The sequence below is a fragment of the Polaromonas sp. CG_9.7 genome (assembly GCF_015752205.1).
GTDB lineage: Bacteria > Pseudomonadota > Gammaproteobacteria > Burkholderiales > Burkholderiaceae_C > Polaromonas.
In genome coordinates this window covers 115,232-137,974 of record NZ_JADOVG010000011.1, presented here as the reverse complement: position 1 = coordinate 137,974, position 22,743 = coordinate 115,232, and the positions used below count along the sequence as shown (strand labels likewise).

At 61.8% G+C, this 22,743-nt stretch carries 12 protein-coding genes and 1 riboswitch; of the genes, 6 read left to right on the top strand and 6 right to left on the bottom strand.

Annotated elements, in window-relative coordinates; translation table 11 throughout:
- Nucleotides 1-49 precede the first annotated feature (49 nt).
- Nucleotides 50-4,195, bottom strand: a complete 4,146-nt coding sequence (gene purL, locus IWX87_RS12795) for a phosphoribosylformylglycinamidine synthase (RefSeq protein WP_196863902.1) — start codon at nucleotides 4,193-4,195, stop codon at nucleotides 50-52.
- Between the two features lie 226 nt (nucleotides 4,196-4,421).
- Here purL and map point away from each other — a divergent pair, with 226 nt between their 5' ends.
- From map to IWX87_RS12775, 4 genes are all read left to right on the top strand, one after another.
- Entirely contained in the window at nucleotides 4,422-5,255 is an 834-nt protein-coding gene (gene map / locus IWX87_RS12790) for a type I methionyl aminopeptidase (protein WP_196863901.1), read from the top strand.
- A 59-nt stretch (nucleotides 5,256-5,314) separates the two neighbouring features.
- Entirely contained in the window at nucleotides 5,315-7,993 is a 2,679-nt protein-coding gene (locus IWX87_RS12785) for a [protein-PII] uridylyltransferase (RefSeq protein WP_196863900.1), read from the top strand.
- Between the two features lie 139 nt (nucleotides 7,994-8,132).
- Nucleotides 8,133-8,233: riboswitch (glycine riboswitch) on the top strand.
- A gap of 164 nt (nucleotides 8,234-8,397) precedes the next feature.
- Nucleotides 8,398-9,654 (top strand): D-amino acid dehydrogenase, encoded by a 1,257-nt coding sequence (locus IWX87_RS12780; RefSeq protein ID WP_196863899.1) that lies wholly within the window; start codon nucleotides 8,398-8,400, stop codon nucleotides 9,652-9,654.
- A gap of 190 nt (nucleotides 9,655-9,844) precedes the next feature.
- Nucleotides 9,845-11,209: a sodium:alanine symporter family protein gene (locus IWX87_RS12775; RefSeq protein ID WP_231374774.1), complete on the top strand. Its 1,365-nt coding sequence runs from the start codon at nucleotides 9,845-9,847 to the stop codon at nucleotides 11,207-11,209.
- A gap of 47 nt (nucleotides 11,210-11,256) precedes the next feature.
- On the opposite strand, the gene def is transcribed toward IWX87_RS12775, so the two are convergent.
- The 5 genes from def to smc all read right to left on the bottom strand — a co-directional run bounded on the left by def (nucleotide 11,257) and on the right by smc (nucleotide 20,245).
- The gene (def, locus tag IWX87_RS12770) at nucleotides 11,257-11,796 is read right to left on the bottom strand and encodes a peptide deformylase (RefSeq protein WP_196863898.1); all 540 of its coding nucleotides are present in this window, start codon (nucleotides 11,794-11,796) and stop codon (nucleotides 11,257-11,259) included.
- Between the two features lie 174 nt (nucleotides 11,797-11,970).
- Nucleotides 11,971-13,110 (bottom strand): glutathione-independent formaldehyde dehydrogenase, encoded by a 1,140-nt coding sequence (locus IWX87_RS12765; RefSeq protein ID WP_196863897.1) that lies wholly within the window; start codon nucleotides 13,108-13,110, stop codon nucleotides 11,971-11,973.
- A gap of 304 nt (nucleotides 13,111-13,414) precedes the next feature.
- A complete protein-coding gene (gene ligA, locus IWX87_RS12760; RefSeq protein ID WP_196863896.1) occupies nucleotides 13,415-15,529 on the bottom strand; it encodes an NAD-dependent DNA ligase LigA in 2,115 nt (704 codons plus the stop codon).
- A gap of 70 nt (nucleotides 15,530-15,599) precedes the next feature.
- Nucleotides 15,600-16,685 carry a cell division protein ZipA C-terminal FtsZ-binding domain-containing protein gene (locus IWX87_RS12755; RefSeq protein WP_196863895.1) on the bottom strand — a complete coding sequence of 362 codons (1,086 nt, stop codon included), beginning with the start codon at nucleotides 16,683-16,685 and terminating at the stop codon, nucleotides 15,600-15,602.
- Between the two features lie 14 nt (nucleotides 16,686-16,699).
- Complete coding sequence (gene smc / locus IWX87_RS12750) at nucleotides 16,700-20,245, bottom strand: chromosome segregation protein SMC (protein ID WP_196863894.1); 3,546 nt, start codon at nucleotides 20,243-20,245, stop codon at nucleotides 16,700-16,702.
- A 434-nt stretch (nucleotides 20,246-20,679) separates the two neighbouring features.
- Between smc and dapC the strand changes: the two genes are divergently transcribed.
- On the top strand, nucleotides 20,680-21,888 hold the full coding sequence (dapC, locus tag IWX87_RS12745; RefSeq protein ID WP_196863893.1) for a succinyldiaminopimelate transaminase: 1,209 nt from the start codon (nucleotides 20,680-20,682) through the stop codon (nucleotides 21,886-21,888).
- Nucleotides 21,889-21,899: 11 nt separating this feature from the next.
- Nucleotides 21,900-22,727, top strand: a complete 828-nt coding sequence (gene dapD / locus IWX87_RS12740) for a 2,3,4,5-tetrahydropyridine-2,6-dicarboxylate N-succinyltransferase (RefSeq protein WP_196863892.1) — start codon at nucleotides 21,900-21,902, stop codon at nucleotides 22,725-22,727.
- Nucleotides 22,728-22,743: the final 16 nt, after the last annotated feature.

Genomic DNA, 22,743 nt, shown 5'->3' with positions numbered 1-22,743 from the left:
AGCTGCTATATATTCGATAGCAGCTTGTATAATTGTCAAAGCCGCCTGATCAACCGACCCACTGGCGGGCGTTGTGCCACAGCTGCATCCAGGGGCTGGCGGCGCTCTTGTCCAGATTGGTCCAGCTCATCTGCACATTGCGAAACACCCGCTCGGGGTGCGGCATCATCGCGGTGAAGCGGCCGTCTGATGTGGTGACGGCCGTCAAGCCGCCGGTGCTGCCGTTCGGATTGGCCGGATAGGCTTCGGTTGGCTGGCCATGGTTGTCCGTGAAGCGCATGGCCGCGATCGCCTTGCCGGCGTCGCCCCGGTGCGCAAAGTTGGCGTAGCCTTCGCCGTGCGCCACGGCAATCGGCAGACGCATGCCCGCCATGCCGGCGAAGAACAGGCTGGGCGATTCCAGCACCTCGACCATCGACAGCCGCGCCTCGAAACGCTCGCTGCGGTTGGTGGTGAAGCGCGGCCAGGCCTCGGCGCCGGGAATGATGTCGGCCAGTTCGGCAAACATCTGGCAGCCGTTGCACACACCCAGGCCAAAAGTGTCGTTGCGGCCAAAGAAACTGCTGAACTGCTCGGCCAGCAGCGGATTGAAGGTGATAGAACGCGCCCAGCCGATGCCTGCGCCCAGCGTGTCGCCGTAGCTAAAACCCCCGCATGCGACGACGCCGGAAAAATTGGCCAACCGGGCGCGGCCGGTCTGCAGGTCGGTCATGTGCACGTCGATGGCATCAAAACCGGCTTGCGTGAAGGCATAAGCCATTTCCACATGCGAGTTAACGCCTTGTTCGCGCAAGACCGCCACTTTCGGGCGCGACAGCATCAGCGCCGGGGCATGAATGCCGTCGCGCATGGCGGGCGGCAGGAAAACATGCAAGCCCGGGTCCGCCAGATCACCGGCTGCCGCATGTTCCCTGTCCGCGCCGGCCGGGTTGTCACGCTGCTGGCAAATCTTCCAGCTCACGGCGTCCCAGACCTGGTGCAGGTCCTGAAGCTTGGCCTTGAACACTGCCTTGGTGTCGCGCCAGACATGCACTTCACCCTTGCCGACGTCAAGGGATGCATGCGCCGGCCGGGTCTTGCCGACGAAATGGCTGAATTTGGACAGTCCGTGCGTGCGCAGTGTCTGCATCACGTCATTGCGCACGGACGTTGCCACCTGAATCACCACACCCAGTTCTTCGTTGAACAGCGCCTTGAGCGTCAGCTCGTCACGGCGACCGCTGACCTGCGACGCCCAGTTCTTGCTGTCGCCCATTTCCATGCGGCTGTCGCTGATGCCGTCGCCCTCGACCAGCAGCATGTCAATGTTCAGCGACACGCCGACATGGCCGGCAAAGGCCATTTCGCAGGCGGCGGCGAACAGGCCGCCGTCACTGCGGTCGTGGTAAGCCAGGATCTGGCGCTGCGCGCGCAGTTCATTGATGGCATTGACCAGATTCACCAGGTCTTGCGGGTCGTCCAGGTCGGGGACTTCGCCGTCTTCAATATTGAGCGTTTGCGCCAGGATGGAGCCACCCATGCGGCGCTGGCCCTTGCCCAGGTCGATCAGGATCAAGGTCGTGTCGGCTTCCACCGTGTTCAGCTCAGGCGTGAGCGTGCCGCGCACATCGGCCAGCGTGGCAAAGGCGCTGACGATCAGCGACACCGGCGAGATGACCTTTTTCGCCGCGCCATCGCCCTCGTCTTTCCAGACGGTGCGCATCGACAGCGAATCCTTGCCGACCGGAATCGACACGCCCAGCGCCGGGCACAGTTCCATGCCAACGGCCTTGACGGTCTCGTACAGCGCAGCGTCCTGGCCCGGCTCGCCGCAGGCAGCCATCCAGTTGGCCGACAGCTTGACGCGCGCCAGCTCGATCGGCGCAGCCAGCAGGTTCGTGATGGCTTCGGCCACGGCCATGCGGCCGGACGCGGCGGCCCCACCCGAGCCCATGGCGGCCAGCGGCGTGCGCTCGCCCATGCTCATGGCCTCGCCGCCAAAGCCCTGGTAATCGGCCAGCGTCACCGCGCAATCGGCCACCGGCACCTGCCACGGGCCGACCATCTGGTCGCGGTGTGTCATGCCGCCCACGGTGCGGTCGCCAATGGTGATCAAGAAACGCTTGGACGCCACGGTGGGGTGGATCAGCACGTCAATGCAGCTTTTTTGCAGGTCAACGCCGGTCAGGTCAATCGGCTTGATCTTGCGCGCCACGGTAGTTACGTCGCGGTGCATCTTGGGGGGTTTTCCCAGCAAGACATTCATGGGCATATGAACTGGAATCCCCACGCTCCCCACTGCGTGTGGTTCGCTGCCCCCCGAGGGGGTCGCTGCGCCTGCAGTCCGGCTAAGCCGGTTCTGCGACCCCGGCTGATTTGGAAGGCCAGTACTTACTTCGTCTGTGACGATCAACTCCCTTACTTCCGTCGCCACGCCAATCACCGCAAACGGGCAGCGTTCGCGCTCGCAAAACGCCTCGAATTGCGCCAGCGACTCGGGTGCAATCGCCATCACATAGCGTTCCTGGCTCTCGTTGCTCCAGATTTCCTTGGGCGACAAGCCGCTTTCTTCGAGCTTGACGGCGCGCAGGTCAAAGCGCGCCCCGCGCCCGGCGTCGTTCACCAGTTCGGGAAAGGCGTTGGACAAGCCGCCCGCGCCGACATCGTGAATCGCCAGGATCGGATTGCTAAGGCCCAGCTGGGCGCACTGGTTGATGACTTCCTGCGCGCGGCGCTCGATTTCCGGGTTGCCGCGCTGCACCGAATCAAAGTCGAGCTGTGCCGCGTTGGCGCCCGACGCCATCGAACTGGCGGCGCTTCCGCCCATGCCGATGCGCATGCCGGGGCCGCCCAGCTGAATCAGGAGCGTGCCGGCCGGAAACAAAATCTTGTGCGTCAGCTCGGCATCAATCGTGCCGACGCCGCCGGCAATCATGATCGGCTTGTGGTAACCCCAGCGCTGGCCGCCGACGGTCTGCTCGTACTCGCGGAAGTAGCCATTCAGGTTGGGCCGGCCAAACTCGTTGTTGAACGCCGCGCCGCCCAGCGGGCCTTCCGTCATGATTTGCAGCGGGCTGGCGATGTGGCCGGGCTTGCCGTAATCGCCGTCAAACAGTTTTGAAACCGTGAAGCCTGTCAAACCGGCTTTCGGTTTGGAGCCGCGCCCGGTCGCGCCTTCGTCGCGGATTTCACCGCCTGCGCCGGTCGATGCGCCGGGAAACGGGGAAATCGCCGTTGGATGGTTATGGGTTTCCACCTTCATCAGCACATGCGTCAGCACATCGTCCATGGCGCTATAACTTTGATAGCTGCTTGCGCCCGTCACACCTGCGCCAGAGGCCGATTTTGCATAAAATCGCTGGATTTTCGCACCTTCCATGACCGAAGCGTTGTCTGAATAGGCCACCACCGTGTGCTGCGGGTTGAGCTTCTCGGTGTTGCGGATCATGCCGAACAGGCTTTTGTCCTGGAGCGCACCATCAATCGTGAAATCGGCGTTGAAAATCTTGTGCCGGCAATGCTCGCTGTTGGCCTGCGCAAACATCATCAGCTCGACATCGGTCGGGTTGCGCTGCAACTGGGTAAAGGCCTGGACCAAATAGCCAATCTCGTCTTCAGCCAGTGCCAGGCCGAACTCGCTGTTGGCCTGCTGCAGCGCGGCTTTTCCGCCCTGCAGTACGTCAATGGTCTGCAACGGCGCACCCTGCAGCTCGGTGAACAAGCCCGCTTCTGCGTGGGCACGGTCGGCAACCACGCTTTCCGTCATGCGGTCGTGAAGCAACGCGGCGACCTGATCGTGCTGGGATTCCGTCAGTGCCGATTTGCTGAAAAAGCCGGATTTCAGGCTCAGCCGGTATTCGGTGATGCGCTCGATACGCCGCACGTCCAAGCCGCAGTTGTGCGCGATGTCAGTGGCTTTCGACGCCCACGGCGACACCGTGCCGAAGCGCGGAGACACGATGAACAACACGTTGTCGGCGGCATTTGCGGCGGGCTGTGCGCACGGTTCGCCGTAGCTGAGCAAGGCCGCCAGCCGGTTTTTCAGGTCCGGCGAAGGAGTCGCTTCGGTGGCGACCAGATGCACAAACCGGGCGCTGATGCCGACGATCTTGTCGTGGATGGCTTGCAGCCGGGGCAGAAGTTGCTGGACGCGAAAATCGCTCAGGGCGCTGATGCCGTGGGCGTCGCCCTCAAAAGTCGTCAGGTGCAGGGTCACGGTACGGGTGGCCTTTTGGATAAAAGTGGTGGAGGGCAGCCAGCAAGCTGTTTTTGTCGAATATGAAGCCTTTTGCTGGAAATAACTTCCCGGCAAAAGGCCAGAATCTGCGCAGTTCGCGTCAAACGGCAATTTTATCAGCGCACCGGCCGCGCTTTGATGCACCGTCAAAAGCCTTGCTGCCCGTTGAAAAGCACGCAACAGACGCCAGTGGGATAATTCCTCCATGAGTATTACTTACAAAGATGCAGCCGGTATCGAAGGCGTGCGCGTGGCGGGCAGACTGGCCGGCGAGTTGCTGGACTATCTGACCCCTTTCATCAAGCCCGGTGTGACGACCAACGAAATCAACCAGCTGGCGCACGACTACATGGTCGACGTGCAAGGAACTGTCCCGGCCACGCTCGGCTATGGCCCGCCCAGCTATCCGCCCTACCCCAAGTCGCTGTGCACCTCGATCAATCATCAGGTGTGCCATGGCGTTCCGAACGACAAGCCGCTGAAAAAGGGCGACATCGTCAATGTGGACGTCACTGGCATCAAGGACGGCTGGCACGGCGACAGCAGCCGCATGTTCCTGATCGGCGAATGCTCGATTGCCGCCAAGCGCCTGTGCCAGGTCACCTACGACGCCATGTGGAAGGGCATCATGTGCGTGCGTCCCGGCGCCCACTTGGGCGACATCGGCCACGCCATCCAGACGTTTGCCGAAAAGCAGGGTTACTCGGTCGTGCGCGAGTTCTGCGGCCACGGCATCGGCACCAAGTTCCATGAAGACCCGCAGGTGCTGCATTACGGCCGCCCGGGCACGCTTGACGAACTCAAGCCCGGCATGGTGTTCACCATCGAGCCGATGATCAACATCGGCAAGCGCGACATCAAGGATGGTCCGGAAAAAGACGGCTGGAGCATCGTGACGCGCGACCATTCGCTGTCGGCGCAATGGGAACACATGGTGCTGGTCACCGAGACCGGTTACGAAGTGCTGACGCTGTCGGCCGGCAGCCCGCCAATTCCGGATTTCGTGCCGCAGCTGTCGCGCGAAACAACCGCCGCCTGATCCCGGCCTCCCTGACGGGACTGCCTTCTTCGATTCTTTCAAGGTCAGGCCCCGCCATCATGACTGAACTGGCTCCCTTTCGTGAACAATACAGTGTTGGCAAGGCGGTTGTTCTGGCCGCGCTGGCGGGCAGCGGTGCCTCGACCCGGGGCATCCATGGACTGCTGCAAAAGCTGAGCCAGCTGACCGACACCACCCTGCGGCGCCTGTGGCAACAAGCCGAATTTCCGCGGGATGCCTGCCTGATCGCGGTCGGCGGTTTTGGCCGGGGCGAATTGTTTCCGCATTCCGATGTCGATGTACTTCTGCTGCTGCCCGACGACGCGATCGATGTTGAAAATAACCCGGCGCTCAAGGCGAAGGTCGAAGACTTTATCAGCAGCTGCTGGGACTGCGGGCTGCAGATTGGCTCCAGTGTTCGCACGGCGGCCCACTGCGTCGAGGAAGCGGCCAAGGACGTCACCGTGCAGACCTCGCTGCTTGAAATGCGTCTGGTGACTGGCGGGGCCGATTGCTACCAGCGCCTGCAGGCGCAGCTTGACGCAATTCTTGACCCCAAGGCGTTTTTTATCGCCAAGACGCTGGAAATGCGCCAGCGCCACAACAAGTTTGACAACACACCCTACGCGCTGGAGCCCAATTGCAAGGAATCGCCCGGCGGGCTGCGCGACCTGCAGGTGGTGCTGTGGGTGGCCCGCGCTGCAGGCCTGGGGAAATCCTGGGACGAGCTGGCCAGAAACGGGCTGATCTCAAGCTTTGAAGTCCGGCAGATCAAGGCCAACGAGGCCTTGCTGAGCCTGATACGGGCGCGTCTGCACATCATTGCCCGTCGGCGCGAAGACCGCCTGGTGTTTGACCTGCAGACAACAGTGGCCGAATCTTTCGGCTATCACACACAGCCTGGCAACCGAAGCGAACGCCTGCCTGCACTGGATGCGGCTCAGGTGGCCCTGCCGCTGGACAGGGCCGTGTCACCCCGGGGCGGACGGGCGGCCAGACGCCCGCCGGCGCGCCCCAGCGAAGCGCTGATGCGCCGCTATTACTGGACGGCCAAGGCGGTCACCCAGCTGAACCAGATATTGCTGCTCAATATCGAGGAGCATCTCAGCCCCTGCAACTATCCGCTGCGCCCGCTCAATGCGCGCTTTCTGGACAAGGCCGGCATGCTCGAAGTGGCCAGTGACGACCTTTACCTGCGGGAGCCTCACGCCATCCTGGAAACCTTCCTGCTGTTCGAAACCCATGTCGGCATCCGGGGCTTGTCGGCACGCACCTTGCGCGCGCTCTACAACGCCCGCGGCATGATGAATGCGAAATTTCGCACCGACCCGGTGAACCGGGCGACTTTCCTGCGCATCCTGCAGCAGGGCCAAGGCATCACCCACGCCATGCGGCTGATGAACCAGACCTCGGTGCTGGGCCGTTATCTGTGGGTGTTTCGGGGCATCGTCGGGCAGATGCAGCACGACCTGTTCCACGTCTACACCGTCGACCAGCACATCCTGATGGTGCTGCGCAACATGCGGCGTTTTTTCATGGCCGAGCATTCGCATGAATACCCGATGTGCTCGCAACTGGCCGCAGGCTGGGACAAGCCGTGGATTCTGTACATCGCCGCGCTGTTCCACGACATTGCCAAGGGGCGCGGCGGCGACCACTCCGAGCTGGGCCGCAAGGATGTGCGCACTTTCTGCCGTCAGCACGGCATTGCCGCCGAGGACACCCGGCTGATCGAGTTCCTGGTGGGCGAACACCTGAGCATGAGCCGCACGGCCCAGAAGGAGGACCTGAGCAACCCGGAGGTCATCGCCACATTTGCCAAGCGGGTCGGAAACGAACGCTACCTGACCGCCCTCTACCTGCTCACGGTGGCCGATATTCGCGGTACCAGTCCGAAAGTATGGAATGCCTGGAAGGGCAAGCTGCTGGAAGACCTGTATCGCTACACACTGCGCGTGCTGGGCGGACGCGCGCCCGATGCCGCCGCCGAGATCGAGGCCCGCAAGCGCGGCGCACTGACGCTTTTGGCACTGCACGCCGAGCCCTTCCAGGCCTACAAGGCGCTCTGGGACACGCTGGACGTGAGCTATTTCATGCGCCACGAAGCCGCCGACATTGCCTGGCATGCCCGGCACCTGTCGCGCCACATCGGCAAGGCCGTGGTGACAGTGCGCGTGCGCCAGTCGGCAACCGGCGAAGGCATGCAGGTGCTGGTCTACACGCCCGATGCGCCAGACCTGTTCGTGCGCATCTGCGGCTTCTTTGACAAATCCGACTTCAGCATCCTGGACGCCAAGGTGCACACCACCAACAACGGCTTTGCCCTGGACACATTCCAGGTCACCAGCGAGCTGCTGGAAGAGCACTACCGCGAACTGGCCACCATGGTGGAGGTGAACCTGGGCCGCATTCTGGAAGAAAAAGGCCCGCTGCCGCCACCCAGCAAAGGCCGGGTGTCGCGCCGCGTCAAAAGCTTTCCGGTGACCCCACGCGTCGATTTGCGGCCGGATGAAAAAGCCCAGCGGTGGTTACTCAGCGTGTCGGCCAGCGACCGGGTCGGCTTGCTTTACCTGATTGCACGCGTGCTGGCCAATCACCACATCAACGTCAAGCTGGCCAAGGTGACAACGCTGGGCGAACGGGTCGAAGACACTTTTTTGATCGACGGACCTGAACTGCAGCACAACAAAGCGCAGATTGCGATTGAAACCGAGTTGCTCAAGGCCTTGAGCGAATAAGATTCAGCACGCATCTTTGTCGTATCTTGACAAAGATGCCGCAAAATCTGAAAAAGTTTGTTGATCTAGCCGGATAGCTGATAAATTACCATCATTGCCGCTCTCATTGAGAACGGCATGCATCAATCGGCGCTTAGCCTGCTTGATGCCGGAAGAGTCTGTGGTACGGCTAACGCAGTACCCGGCGCCGAAGGAGCAACCACCCCGGAAACTCTCAGGCCAAAGGACCGGCATCACTATTGATCTCTGAAGAGTTGCCGCAGGCTACGTCATGCGGTGCACCGAAGGAGCAAACCAGCCCTGCCACAAGCGAAGGCCGGTGAATCTCTCAGGTCCAGAACAGAGGGGGTGTCCGCAGCACATTTGCGCGCGGGCTCAACCCCTTGACGTTGCTGGAGACTTTCATGAAAAAAATCGCAGTCATTGGTGGTGGCATCACCGGCGTGACCACAGCCTACGCACTGGCCAAGCGCGGCTTTTCTGTCACTTTGTTCGAAAAGCACCGTTATGCCGCCATGGAAACCTCGTTTGCCAATGGCGGCCAGCTTTCCGCGTCCAACGCAGAGGTGTGGAACCACTGGTCAACGCTGCTCAAGGGCCTGAAGTGGATGCTCAAGAGCGATGCCCCGCTGCTGGTCAGTCCCAAACCCAGCTGGCACAAAATATCGTGGTTTGCCGAGTTCATTGCAAACATTCCCAACTATCGAAGCAACACCATAGAAACCACGCGCCTGGCCATCGCGGCGCGCAAGCATCTGCTGGGCTGGGCCGAACAGGAGGGCATAGACTTTGACCTGAAAAAAGAAGGCATTCTTCACATTTACCGCGACAAGGCCAGCTTTGACCACGCAGGCAAGGTTTCCAAGTTGCTGGCCGAAGGCGGTCTGCCACGCCGCGCCGTCACCCCTGAAGAGATGCGCGTCCTCGAGCCGACGCTGGCCGGCAAGTATTACGGCGGCTATTTCACCGAAAGCGACTCGACCGGCGATATCCACCGCTTCACCAAGGGCCTGGCCGAAGCCGCCGTACGACTGGGTGTGACATGCCTCTATGACCAAGACGTAAAAAGCGTGACGGCAGACGCAACCCAGGCCTGCGTGACGGTGGGTCATGGCGCCCAGGAAACCCGCGCGGTCTTTGACGGCGTGGTGGTCTGTGCCGGCACCGCCAGCCGCGCGCTGGCTGCCTCGCTGGGCGACCGCGTGAACATCTACCCGGTCAAGGGCTATTCCATCACCGTCAACCTGCAAGACGCGCAAAGTCAGGCGGCAGCCCCCGTGGTCAGTTTGCTGGACGATGAAACCAAGCTGGTCACCAGCCGCCTGGGCCTTGACCGTTTCCGGGTGGCCGGCACAGCCGAGTTCAACGGATACAACCGTGACATTCGTGCCGACCGCATCAAGCCCCTGGTGGACTGGGTGCAGCGCTGCTTTCCCGGCATCAACACCCAGAGCGTCATACCTTGGGCGGGTTTGCGGCCCATGATGCCCAACATGCTGCCACGCGTTGGCCGTGGGCGCTCGCCCTGCGTTTTTTACAATACCGGACACGGTCACCTCGGCTGGACGCTGTCAGCCATCACCGCCGAGATGGTGGGTGATGTGGTGAGCGAAGCCTTCAAACCAACGAGCTTGCTGCAAGGCAACCCTGTCGCGGCCTGAAAACTCAAGGCCCATGCGCCAGCTGACATTTGGCGCTGACGGCTTGCCTGGGTGCGGCAGCGATTCACTGGCATTGCCAGCCGCCCTCAAAACCACGAGACCTTGCCGTGACAGGCAAGGTTGTTCATCAATAACCGCCATGGGCGGGTGCTTTCGTTCGCCTCAATAACTACTATATGGAGACAAAATCTTGGAAACCCTGACATCGATCGTCACAGCGATCAACAACTTCGTCTGGGGACCGCCCATGCTGGTGCTGGTTCTTGGCACTGGCCTTTTTCTTCAACTCCGGCTCAAGCTGATGCCGATTTTGCGCATCGTCACCGGGTTTCGCATGGTCTGGAAAGGCCGCAAGCCCGAGTCGGGCGCCAAAGGCGAAATCACCCCTTACGCCGCCTTGATGACCGCGCTGGCCGCGACTGTAGGAACAGGCAACATTGCGGGCGTTGCCACAGCCATTGCCATTGGCGGGCCGGGCGCGCTATTCTGGATGTGGATGACGGCGCTGGTCGGCATGGCCACCAAGTACGCCGAGGTGTTGCTGTCGGTGCACTTTCGTGAAACCAATGCCCATGGTGAACACATGGGCGGGCCCATGTTTGCCATCAAGAACGGCTTGGGTCAACGCTGGGCCTGGCTGGGTGCTGCCTTTGCCCTGTTTGGCGGTCTGGCCGGTTTTGGCATTGGCAACATGGTGCAGTCCAACAGCATTGCTGCCGTACTAACCGCCAGCTTTGGCATCTCGCCCTGGGTGTCGGGCGTGGTGTTGATGGTACTGACGGGCTTTGTGCTGCTGGGAGGGGTCAAGCGCATTGGCGCGGTGGCTGAAAAACTGGTACCGGCCATGTGCATCGGCTACGTCGTTGCCTCGCTGATTGTGCTGGGCATGTACGCCGACCAGATTCCGGCAGCCTTTGCATTGATCTTCAAGTACGCCTTCACGCCCTTGTCGGCTACTGGCGGCTTTGCGGGCGCCACCATCATGCTGGCCATGCGCTATGGCGTGGCGCGCGGCATTTTCTCCAATGAAGCCGGATTGGGAACGGCCGGCATCGCGCAGGCCGCTGGCCAGACCAAAAGCGCCGCCGAATCCGGCCTCGTCGGCATGATGGGCACCTTTATCGACACCATTGTTGTCTGCACGATGACCGGCCTGGTGCTCATCATCACCGGGGCCTGGAACAGCGGACTGACCGGGGCCGAGTTGACATCGAGTGCTTTTGCCACGGCCTTTCCGGGTTTTGGCCAATACCTGCTGGCCATTGCGTTGGCAGTGTTTGCCTTCACCACCATTCTGGGCTGGGCCTATTACGGTGAAAAATGCTGGGCTTACTTGTTCGGCAGCAAGGTCGAAGTGCCTTACCGCGTGTTGTGGACGCTGTTTGTGATGGTAGGCGCGGTCACGCACCTGGACTTTGTCTGGCTGCTGGCCGACACCCTGAACGCTTTCATGGCTTTTCCCAACCTGGTGTCACTGGTGCTGCTCTCGCCGGTGGTGAGCAAGGTCACCAACGACTACTTTGCAGACAAAACCAACGCGGGAACATTGCGCTAAAAAGATCTCGGGGCCCATAAGGACAACCGGCACAGGACGCGGCTGGATTAGTCGTCGTCGGACGCGTCCTGGCCGGGAAACAGCACCTCCGTGTAGCCAAACTGGCTCAGGTCCCGAATGCGCATAGGGTACAGCTTGCCGATCAGGTGGTCGCATTCATGCTGCACCACGCGCGCATGAAAGCCGTCCACTGTGCGGTCAATGGGGTCTCCATACTGGTCGAAGCCGGTATAGCGGATATGCGAGAAACGGGGCACCATGCCGCGCAGGCCAGGCACCGACAGACAGCCTTCCCAGTCGCTCTCTTCCTCCACGCCCAGCGGCATGATGACCGGATTGACCAGCACGGTACGCGGCACGACCGGCGCATCGGGGTAGCGCGGGTTCAGCTGGTCGCTGCCAAAAATCACCACCTGCAGGTTTTCACCGATCTGTGGCGCGGCCAGGCCAGCACCATTCACCGACTGCATGGTGTAGAACATGTCAGAGATCAGCAGATGCAGCGCATCAGTGTCGAAGGCTGCCACGGGTTGGGCAATGCGCAAAAGCCGCGCATCGCCCATTTTGAGAATTTCACGAATGGTCATGCAAGCAAGCATAGCGGCTGGCGGCACATTGCGCCCATGCGCTCAAAACAATGTCACGAATGACGGGCACGCTTTTAGCCATGTCCTACTGCCTGCGGCTTATGCTCAATGACACAGCTGGCATGCTGTTACGTTTATGGATAAGCAGGAGCAAACCAAGAAACCACAATTTCATCAAGTGCCCGGCCGCAGGAGCACTTTGGTCCAGCCATCCTTGCGCTCATCGAAATTCTTGTAGGCTTCAGGCGCTTGGTCCAGCGGCAACTCATGCGAAACGATAAACGATGGCTTGGCCTTGCCAGCCTCGATCAAGTCGCGCAACGGACGGTTATAGGCCTTGACATTGGCCTGTCCCGTGCCTATCTTTTGGCCTTTCATCCAGAACTGGCCAAAGTCAAATGCCAGTTGCCCCTGCTTTGCCAGATCGTCCTTGGCGCCCGGGTCTTGAGCAATAAAGACGCCAACCACGCCGATGCCACCGGTCGCCCGCACTGTTTTCACAAGGTTGTTCATGGTCAGGTTAGGTACTTCGTTGCGATGCTTGTCGCAACACTGGTAGCCCACGCACTCGCACCCACGGTCAGCACCCTGGCCTTTCGTCAGCGCCAGAATCTGGTCGACGCATGAACCGTCGGAGTCGTCGATGGGAATAGCGCCGGCTTTCTCTGCCAAAGCCAGGCGGTCCTTATGCGTATCGACCACCATGATCTTGCCGGCACCCTTGATCGCCGCAGAATACGCGGCCATCAGGCCGACCGGTCCCGCGCCGTAGATGACCACTGACTCGCCCGGTCGAACACCAGCCAGCTCGGTGGCGTGGTAACCGGTCGGAAAGATGTCGGACAGCATCACATAGTCATTTTCCTTCTCCTGCGCGTCGGGCGGCAACTTCAGGCAGTTGAAGTCGGCATAGGGAACACGCAGGTATTCAGCCTGACCACCGCTGTACGGGCCCATGCCGGCAAATCCATATGCCGCGCCTGCCGTTCCCGGGTTGGCGGTGAGGCAAAAACCGGTTAAGCCACGCTCGCAATTCTTGCAAAAGCCGCAGCCAATGTTGAACGGCAGGCAGACCCGGTCGCCGATTTTGATCCGATCGACCGCGTTGCCCACTTCAACCACTTCGCCAAGATTTTCGTGCCCCAGGATACGGCCAGTCTCCATATCGGTACGGCCTTCATACATGTGCAGGTCAGAACCGCAAATGTTGGTCACGGTGATCCTGACCAGCACATCGGTGGGTCGTTCGATTTTGGCATCGGGCACCTCCTTGACGCGGACGTCGCGCGGACCTTGATAGACGAGTGCTTTCATGGTGGGTTTCCTTTGAAGTTGCCGATTGAAATTGTGTTTGCAGCAACACCGAGAGGTGAAGCACAAGTTGACAACCTTAGTGGCCGTGCCTTCAGCCGCTTGTAAGCGAGCACCAGAGGATCTCGTAAGTCCCCAACCGGCAAAGTACTTCGCGCACGCCGCTTCTCCATTGAAAATTTTTAATGAAAACAACCGCCAACGTAATAAAGATGGATGCAAGCAGCTGCATTTTTAATAGCAGCAAAGCGAAGCGCCGAATTACGCATGCGGTTAATCCAACCGACAAGAAAATTTGAAGCCAGCTTCAATCTGGCAGCCCATGCAGCAGCGCCATCAAGTCCTCCTGATCAATCACTGCGACGCCCAGCGCCTCGGCCTTGATCAGCTTGCTGCCCGCTTCAAGACCAGCCACAACGTAATCGGTCTTCTTGCTGACGGAGCCGGCCACCTTGCCGCCGGCCAGCTCGATCATGTCCTTGGCCTCGTCACGGCTCAGGTCCGGCAAGGTTCCGGTGATCACAAAGGTCTTGCCCGACAGCGGCTTGACTGCCAGCGCCACGGGTTCGCTTTCTTCCCAGGTCACGCCACAGGCACGCAGTTGCTCGACCACTTCACGGTTGTGCGGCTGGTCAAAGAAGGTGTGGATGCTTTTGGCCACGATGGGACCGACATCGTCCACTTCCAGCAACTGCGCTTCAGTCGCATCCATGATGCGGTCCAGCTGGCAAAAATGGCGGGCCAGCGCCTTGGCTGTTGCCTCTCCGACATGCCGGATGCCCAGGCCGAAGACAAAACGCGGCAGGGTGGTGTGCTTGGACTTTTCCAGTGCCGCCACCAGGTTGTTGGCCGACTTCTCTGCCATGCGTTCCAGGCTGGCCAGTGACGCAAAACCCAGCTTGTACAAGTCAGGCAGCGTGCGGATGACGCCCGCATCAACCAGTTGCTCGACCAGCTTGTCGCCCAGGCCTTCAACCTCGACAGCCCGCTTGTGGGCGAAATGCAGGATGGCTTCCTTGCGCTGGGCGGCGCAGAACAGGCCACCGGTGCAGCGGTAATCGGCCTCACCCTCTTCCCGGACGGCCTCTGAGCCGCAGACCGGGCACTGGCGCGGCATGGTGAACTGCGTCGCGTCCGGTACGCGCTTGTCAAGCAGCACGCTGACCACCTCGGGAATCACGTCGCCGGCACGCCGAACGATGACCGTGTCGCCCAGCCGCACATCCTTGCGCCGCGCCTCGTCCTCGTTGTGCAGCGTGGCGTTGGTGACGGTCACGCCACCGACAAACACCGGCGCTAATTTTGCAACCGGCGTCAGCTTGCCGGTGCGCCCGACCTGGATGTCGATCGCCAGCACGGTGGTCAGCTGCTCTTGCGCCGGGTATTTGTGCGCCACCGCCCAGCGCGGCTCACGGCTGACAAAACCCATCCGGCGTTGCAGCGCCAGGCTGTTGACCTTGTAGACCACGCCGTCAATGTCATACGGCAAGCGATCCCGCTCTTTGCGAACAGTGTCGTGAAACGCTATTAATTCAGTAGCGCCTTGCGCAAGCCGGGTCTGCGCTGCGACCGGAAAACCCCATGATTTCAGGGTTTGCAGCAGCGCGTAATGGGTTTCGAATGCCGGGCCATCTTGTTCGGGCGGCGTGACTTCCCCCACACCATAGGCGAAAAAGCTCAGTCGCCGCTCCGCCGCAATCGCCGGGTCGAGCTGGCGCACGCCGCCCGCCGCGGCATTGCGCGGGTTGGCAAATGTTTTTTCGCCCTTCGCGCCTTTGGCGATTTTTTCACGCTGACGCTCGTTCAGTGCCTCAAATTCACCCCGGCGCATATAGACTTCGCCGCGCACTTCCATCACGGGCGGTGCGCCGGAGGGCAGCCTAAGGGGAATCTGCCGAATGGTGCGGATGTTTTGCGTCACGTCCTCGCCCATCTCGCCGTCGCCTCGCGTGGCGGCCTGCACCAGCACACCGTGTTCATAGCGCAGGCTCATGGCCAGGCCGTCGAACTTGAGTTCGGCCACGTACTCGACCGGTGGGTCGGATTCCGTCAACCCCAGTTCCTTGCGCACCCGGTTGTCAAAATTCCGGGCACCGCTGGCCTCGGTGTCGGTTTCGGTGCGGATGCTGAGCATGGCAATCCGGTGGCGCACCGTGGCGAACTGGCCAAGGGCTTTGCCACCGACCCGCTGCGTGGGCGAATCCGGACTTTGCAAATCAGGATGCGCCGCTTCCAGCGCCTGCAGTTCCCGGAACAACCGGTCGTATTCACTGTCCGGAATACTGGGTTCGTCAAGCACATAGTAACGGTGCGCGTGAAGGTCGAGTTCGGCGCGCAGGCCGGCGATGCGTTCGGACGCTGACACGGCTTCGAGTGCCGCAGGCACGGGTATTGGCTGGGCAAACAGGTCAGGAGTGGCCATGGGAATATCGGGAAGCTTCAAAAAATCGGCCGCCTGAGGCAGCCGGAAAATGGATGCAGAAATCAGGATTTCACGAAAACAACCGCCGGCCCAGCACCGAGCCGGCCGACAGTTCGCGCGCATCCATGCGGTCGTACAACGCCTCCAGGTCGGCATGGATCGCTTCCATTGCCTCGGGCCTGACCAAAATCGTGTTGTCATCGATGATCACGCCGTCCATGCTGCCCGCCAGCGCAATCGCCACTTCGCACATGCGGGCAAAAGGCCGTTCCGAACGCAGCACCTGCGGCACATCCAGCGAAAGCGTCACTTCATACAAGGCCGTCTGTTCGGGGTCCTCGGCCTGTGCGGCCTGCGAGTCAAAGCTCAGGCCCAGGATCGGGCCAGGGCCGGTCTGGCTGGCCGGCAAAAGCATGCGGCCAGGCGTGGAGGCGGGCATGAATCCCTGGCCGGCCGCGCATTGCTGCACATAGCCCGGGCTCCAGGCGGTTTTCACGGCGCGCAGCTTGAAGCTCAACTGCGCATCGTGCGCGCCGGCAAACTGGTCAAGTTCCCGGGCACGGGCCACCTCGCTCTGCATTTCGGCAAACTCGACTTCCCCACCAATCGCATCGACAAAAGCCTGCGTCTTCATGACAAATTCGGAGTATTCGATGGCGTTCAGCGCGCCGGTGCGGTTGGCCAGCTGGACGCCGCATTGAAAAGCGCTGTAGCGATGGCCAGCAGCAGGAATTTCCCATTCGCGGCTGTCCTCACGCAGGCCCTCAATGGCAAAAGGCTTGCTGCCCACACGGCGCGTGGTTGGCATGGCAGCCAGCGCGGCTTCGCCAGAAACCGGGGATTCCAGCGTGACCGATGCGATGGCGTCGATCAAAATGTCGAGCACCGGTTTTCTCTCGGGCGTGGTGAGCTGCGTCAGCGCCGCCAGGACGGCATCGGTGTCAAAGCTGGGTTCCTGCCGTTCCGGCAATCCATCGACATCGTCCATCTGGAAATAATTCTCCTGGCCAGGCGCTGGCGCGGGTTCGATGTCGGATACTGGCTTGGCCGTGGCCTGCTTGGGCAGGTTCTTGCGGGCAGACCAGGCGCCATGGGCAACGATGCCCACCAGGACCAGGCTGCCACCGACCGCCAGACTTATTTGTAATGTGCTCATGATGTTTGATGGGTTCAGGCTATTTCGGCAAGTCCCAGGGCGGCCTGCATGTCGACGGCGACGATGCGGGAAACGCCCTGCTCCTGCATGGTCACGCCAATCAATTGCTCGGCCATTTCCATGGCGATCTTGTTGTGGCTGATGAATAAAAACTGGGTTTGCTTGCTCATGCTGGACACGAGTTTGGCATACCGTTCGGTGTTGGCATCGTCGAGCGGCGCATCGACCTCGTCGAGCAGGCAAAACGGCGCCGGGTTGAGCTGGAAAATCGCGAACACCAGCGCAATCGCGGTCAGCGCCTTTTCACCGCCCGAGAGCAGGTGGATGGTCTGGTTTTTCTTGCCCGGCGGCTGCGCCATGACCTGCACGCCGGCGTCCAGGATTTCCTCGCCGGTCATCACCAGCCGGGCATTGCCGCCGCCGAACAGCTCGGGGAACATGCGGCCAAAGTGGCCATTGACGGCGTCAAACGTGCTGGAGAGCAAATCGCGCGTTTCCATGTCGATCTTGCGAATCGCGTCTTCCAGCGTCGCCATGGCCTCGTTCAGGTCGGCCGACTGCGCATCGAGGAACTGCTTGCGTTCCCGGGCAATGCCCAGTTCGTCGAGCGCGGCCAGGTTCACCGCGCCCAGCGCGTGGATGTCGCGCTGGATGCGGTCGATTTCGCCCTGCAGCCCGCTGATGCGCACATTGCCGGACTCGATGGACGCCTGGACCGCCTGAAGATCGGCCTGCGCGTCAAGCAGCAGCTGGGCATATTGCTCGAAACCCAGCCGCGCGGCTTGCTCTTTGAGCTGGAATTCGGTGATGCGCTGGCGCAGCGGATCGAGTTCGCGCTCCAGAGCGGCGCGGCGCTCGTCGCTGCTGCGCAGCCGGTGCGTCAGGTCGTCGTACTGGCTGCGCTGGGCCAGCAACTCGGCGTCGCGCGCGACCTTGGCATTCAGCGCATCCTGAAGCCCGCCCTGCGCTGCGGCATCGCTCAGCCGCGCCAGTTCATCCTGGGCACGGCCTTCTTCGGCGGCAATCGACGACGCCTGGGCGGCGGCAATGGCGATGGAGCGCGCCAGTTCCTCGCGCCGCGATGCCAGGGTGCGCAGCGCAAACTGCGCTTCCTGCAGCTGGCGCTCCAGCGTGCGCTGCTGCTCGCGCGATTCGGCCCGCCGACGCTCGGCAGCAATCACCCGGTCTTCCAGCTGGGCGTGGCGCTCCTGGCTGTCGGCCAGTTGCATGTCGAGTTCTTCAAACCGGCCTTCGGCAGTGATCTTGCGCTCCTGCAACTCCTCAAGCTGGGGTTCGATTTCGGCCATGTCGGCCTGGAGCTGCTGGCTGCGCGCGCGCGCCTGCTCGGCCAGTTGCGTCAAGCGCAGCACCTCGACCTGCAGCGCATGGCTCTGGTTCTGGCCCTCGCCCGCTTCGCGCCGGGCCGTTGCCAGGCGCTGGCTGGCGTCCAGATAGCTGGCTTCGGCACGCGCCAGCGCCGCCCGGGCTTCCTCGCTGATCAGCAATTGCGCACGCAGGCTTTTTTCCAGGTTGTCGATCTCCTGCGCACGCGCCAGCAAGCCGGCCTGCTCTGAATCGGGCGCATAAAAACTCACGCTGTGCCTTGTGATGGCATGGCCGCCCATGACGTAGATCGTCTCGCCCGGCTCCAGCCGTTCGCGCGCGGCCAGGGCGTCGTCCAGCGTCGGCGCGGTGAAGCAGCCGTCCAGCCAGTCGTCCAGCAGCGCCGACAGCCCGGCATCGTTCAGCCGAAGCAGGTCGGCCAATGGCTTGAGAAGCCCTGCCGGCCGGGCGCGGCCTGGCACGCCGGCCTGCGGCGGCGTGTAGAACGACAGCTTGGCGGGCGGCCCCTGCGCCTGGCCGCGCGCGTCGGTGCCGGCAAAACCGCGCACGATGTCGAGCCGGCTGACTTCCAGCGCGCCCAGGCGCTCGCGCAGCGCCGCTTCCAGCGCGTTTTCCCAGCCCTGCTCGATGTAAAGGCGGCTCCACAGGCCCTGCAGATTTTCAAGCCCGTGCCGGGCCAGCCAAGGCCTGAGCTTGCCGTCGGTCCTGACTTTTTCCTGCAGCGCCTTGAGCGCCTCCAGCTTCGCCGACAGCTCGGCGCGCCTGGCCGATTCGGCATTGGCCGCCTGTTGAAGCGAACGCCGCGCGTCGTCCAGTTGCGGCACGGCTTCGGTCAGCGCCTGCAAACGGGCCTGCGCCACGGACTGCGCTTCGCGCGCATCATCGAGTTGCAAATTCAGGCTGGCCAGCCGTGCCTCGTCGGGCGCATCAAGCGCCTTGCGGTCCGCCGACAGTCGCTCATGGCGCAGGCCGAGCGTGCGCAGTTGCTCTTCGACATGGCGCTGTTCGGCGGCCAGCACCTGGAGTTGCTGCTGCACCTGCGTCACACCGGCGCGCTGCGCATTCGCCGTGGCCTGGGCCTGGCGCAGTGCTTCCTCAAGTGCCGGCAGCTGGTCCTGCTGTTCTTCCAGCTGGGCGGCCAGCAGTTCGGCTTGTTCCTCGGCGTCAAAGGCCTGCCCGGCCAGGCTTTCCGACTCGACCGACGCGTCTTCGCCGCGCGTGGCCCACTGGGCGGATTGCTCTTTCAACTGGACCAGGCGCTGCTCGACGCGCAGCCGGCCATCGACCACGAAACGGATTTCCGCCTCCAGCCGGCTGACCTCGGCGCTGGCCTCATACAGCCGGCCCTGCACCTGGTTCACCTGGTCGCCGGCCGCATAGTGCGCCTGGCGGATGGTTTCCAGGTCGGCTTCAACATGGCGCAAATCAGCCACGCGGCTTTCCAGGTCATTGACCGATTTTTCGGCTTCCAGCCGGACTTTGGCCTGGTCGGCTTCGCTCTCGGCGCGCTTCAAAAACCACAGCTGGTGCTGCTTCAGCGTGCCAGCGGCCTGCAGCGTGTTGTAGCGCAGGGCGACTTCGGCCTGTTTTTCAAGCCGCTCCAGATTGGCATTGAGTTCACGCAGGATGTCGTCGACACGGATGAGATTTTCGCGCGTGTCGCTCAAGCGGTTGGCGGTTTCGCGGCGGCGCTCCTTGTACTTGGACACGCCGGCGGCTTCTTCGAGGAACAGGCGCAGCTCCTCGGGCTTGGATTCGATGATGCGGCTGATCGTGCCCTGGCCGATGATGGCGTAGGCGCGCGGTCCCAGCCCGGTGCCGAGGAACACGTCCTGCACATCGCGGCGGCGCACCGGCTGGTTGTTGAGGTAGTAGCTCGACGTGCCGTCCCGCGTCAACACGCGCTTGACGGCGATTTCCTCGTACTGGCCCCACTGGCCGCCGGCCCGGTGGTCGGCGTTGTCAAACACCAGCTCGACGCTGGCGCGGCTGGCCGACTTGCGGGTGGTGGTGCCGCTGAAGATCACGTCCTGCATCGACTCGCCGCGCAGCTCCGACGCTTTGGATTCGCCCAGCACCCAGCGCACGGCGTCCATGATGTTGGACTTGCCGCAACCGTTGGGCCCGACCACGCCAACGAGCTGGCCCGGCAGCTGGAAATGGGTTGGGTCGGCAAAGGACTTGAAACCAGCTAACTTGATCGAATTGAGACGCACGGCTGACCTGTGTTGTTGAGCCTGAGGCTAATGCGTTGATACTTTTGACGCTTGTGAATCCGCAGCGCTACGGTCAGGCGGCACACGGTCAGTAATGTTACCCGAGCGCAGGGTTATTTTTAGAGCCGTGAGGCCCAAAACAGCCTCAGGTCGTGGCCTCTGTACATGCGGCAAGACCCTGCATTGAAAGACACACCATTTATAAAGTCAAATATGCCATTGGCGCTTGCAGCTGTTACGCTTACTGCTATTTAATTCATAGTAATTCATATAAAATCAGGCGCTGAAATTGTCCACTATTGTCCCGTTTCCTGGCGTCCTGCTGGCTGACACCAAGATACATATCCAGCAGAAAACCGACGGCGGGAGGGCGGAGCAGATACCGCAGCAGACCTATGAAGGCACAGCAGGTGACCGGTGGATAATCGCGACCCATGAATCCCCTGCTTTCCCGCCTTCAGCCTTACCCCTTCGAGCGGCTGCGTCACTTGCATGCCGACATCACCCCCAATCCAGCCTACAAACCCATCAGCCTGGGCATTGGCGAGCCGCGCCATGCCACGCCGCAGCTCATCAAGGATGCACTGACCGGCAGCCTGGCGGGCTTGGCCAGCTACCCCGGCACGCTGGGCGAGCCCAAGCTGCGCCAGACCATGAGCGACTGGCTGGCCCGGCGCTATGGCGGGCTGAAAGTTGACCCGGCGACGCAAATCCTGCCAGTTAATGGCTCGCGCGAGGCGCTGTTTGCGCTGGCGCAAACCGTCATTGACCCAAGCCGGCCGGGCGCGACGGTGATCAGCCCCAATCCGTTTTATCAAATCTACGAAGGCGCGGCGCTGCTGGCCGGCGCGCAGCCGTGGTTTGCGCCGAGCGAGGCGGCGCGTAACTTCGGCATTGACTGGGCTGCCGTGCCCGCCGCCGTGTGGGAAAAAACCCAGCTGCTGTTTGTCTGCTCGCCAGGCAACCCGACCGGCGCGGTGATGGACCTTGGCGAGTGGAAACTGCTTTTTGAACTCAGCGACCGTTACGGTTTCGTGATTGCCTCGGACGAGTGCTACAGCGAAATTTATTTCCGGGACGAGCCGCCGCTGGGCGGACTGGAAGCGGCTGCCAGGCTCGGCAGGCATGACTTCAAGAACCTGATCTCGCTGACCAGCCTGTCCAAGCGCAGCAACGTCCCCGGCCTGCGCAGCGGCTTTGTCGCCGGTGACGCGGCCCTCATCAAGTCATTTTTGCTTTACCGCACCTACCACGGCAGCGCCATGAGCCCCATCGTGCAGACCGCCAGCATCGCCGCCTGGGCCGACGAAGCGCATGTGGTGGACAACCGCACGCAGTACCGTGAGAAGTTTGCGCAGGTCACACCGTTGCTGGCGCAGGTGATGGACGTGGCCCTGCCCGACGCTGGTTTTTACCTGTGGGCCGCTGTGCCTGAAGGATTTAATGGTTCGGACACGGCGTTCTCCCGCGAATTGCTGGCTCTTTACAATGTTGTCGTGCTGCCGGGCAGTTACCTGGCCCGCGATGCGCAGGGGCTCAACCCCGGCGCCGGCCGAATCCGAATGGCGCTGGTCGCCGAAACCGCCGAATGTGTGGAAGCCGCCCGGCGCATCGTCCAATTCATTCAATCCAAAGTTCACTGAGAAACCCAAAAATGACACAAGACAACCTGCAAGCCATCATCGACGCCGCATGGGAAAACCGTGCCAATCTGTCAACCACCGCCGCGCCCAAAGAAGTTCTCGAAGCGGTCGAGCACGCCATCGAGCAGCTCAACAACGGCACAATGCGCGTCGCCACCCGCCAAGGCGTGGGCCAATGGACGGTCCACCAGTGGCTGAAAAAAGCCGTATTGCTGAGCTTTCGCCTGAAAGACAACGAAATGATGCGCGCCGGCGAACTGGCTTTTTACGACAAGGTGCAAACCAAGTTCTCGCACCTGAGCGAGCAGGAAATGCGCGCCACCGGCGTTCGCGTCGTGCCGCCCGCCGTGGCACGCCGCGGCTGCTACATTGCCAAGGGCGCGATCCTGATGCCCAGCTACGTCAATATCGGCGCGTATGTCGATGAAGGCACGATGGTCGACACCTGGGCGGCTGTCGGTTCCTGCGCACAGATCGGCAAGAACGTTCACCTGTCGGGCGGCGTCGGCATTGGCGGCGTGCTGGAGCCAATGCAGGCGAACCCGACCATCATTGAGGACAACTGCTTCATCGGCGCACGTTCCGAAATTGTCGAAGGCGTGATCGTCGAGGAAAACTCGGTGATCTCGATGGGCGTGTACATCGGCCAGAGCACGCCGATTTACGACCGTGAACTGGACACTGTGAGCTACGGTCGCATTCCGGCCGGCTCGGTCGTGGTGTCGGGCAACCTGCCCAAGGCCGGCGGCAAGTACAGCCTGTATTGCGCCGTCATCGTCAAGCGCGTGGACGCCAAGACCCGCGCAACGACCAGCCTGAATGACTTGCTGCGGGACTAGAAATGGCCCCCACGCT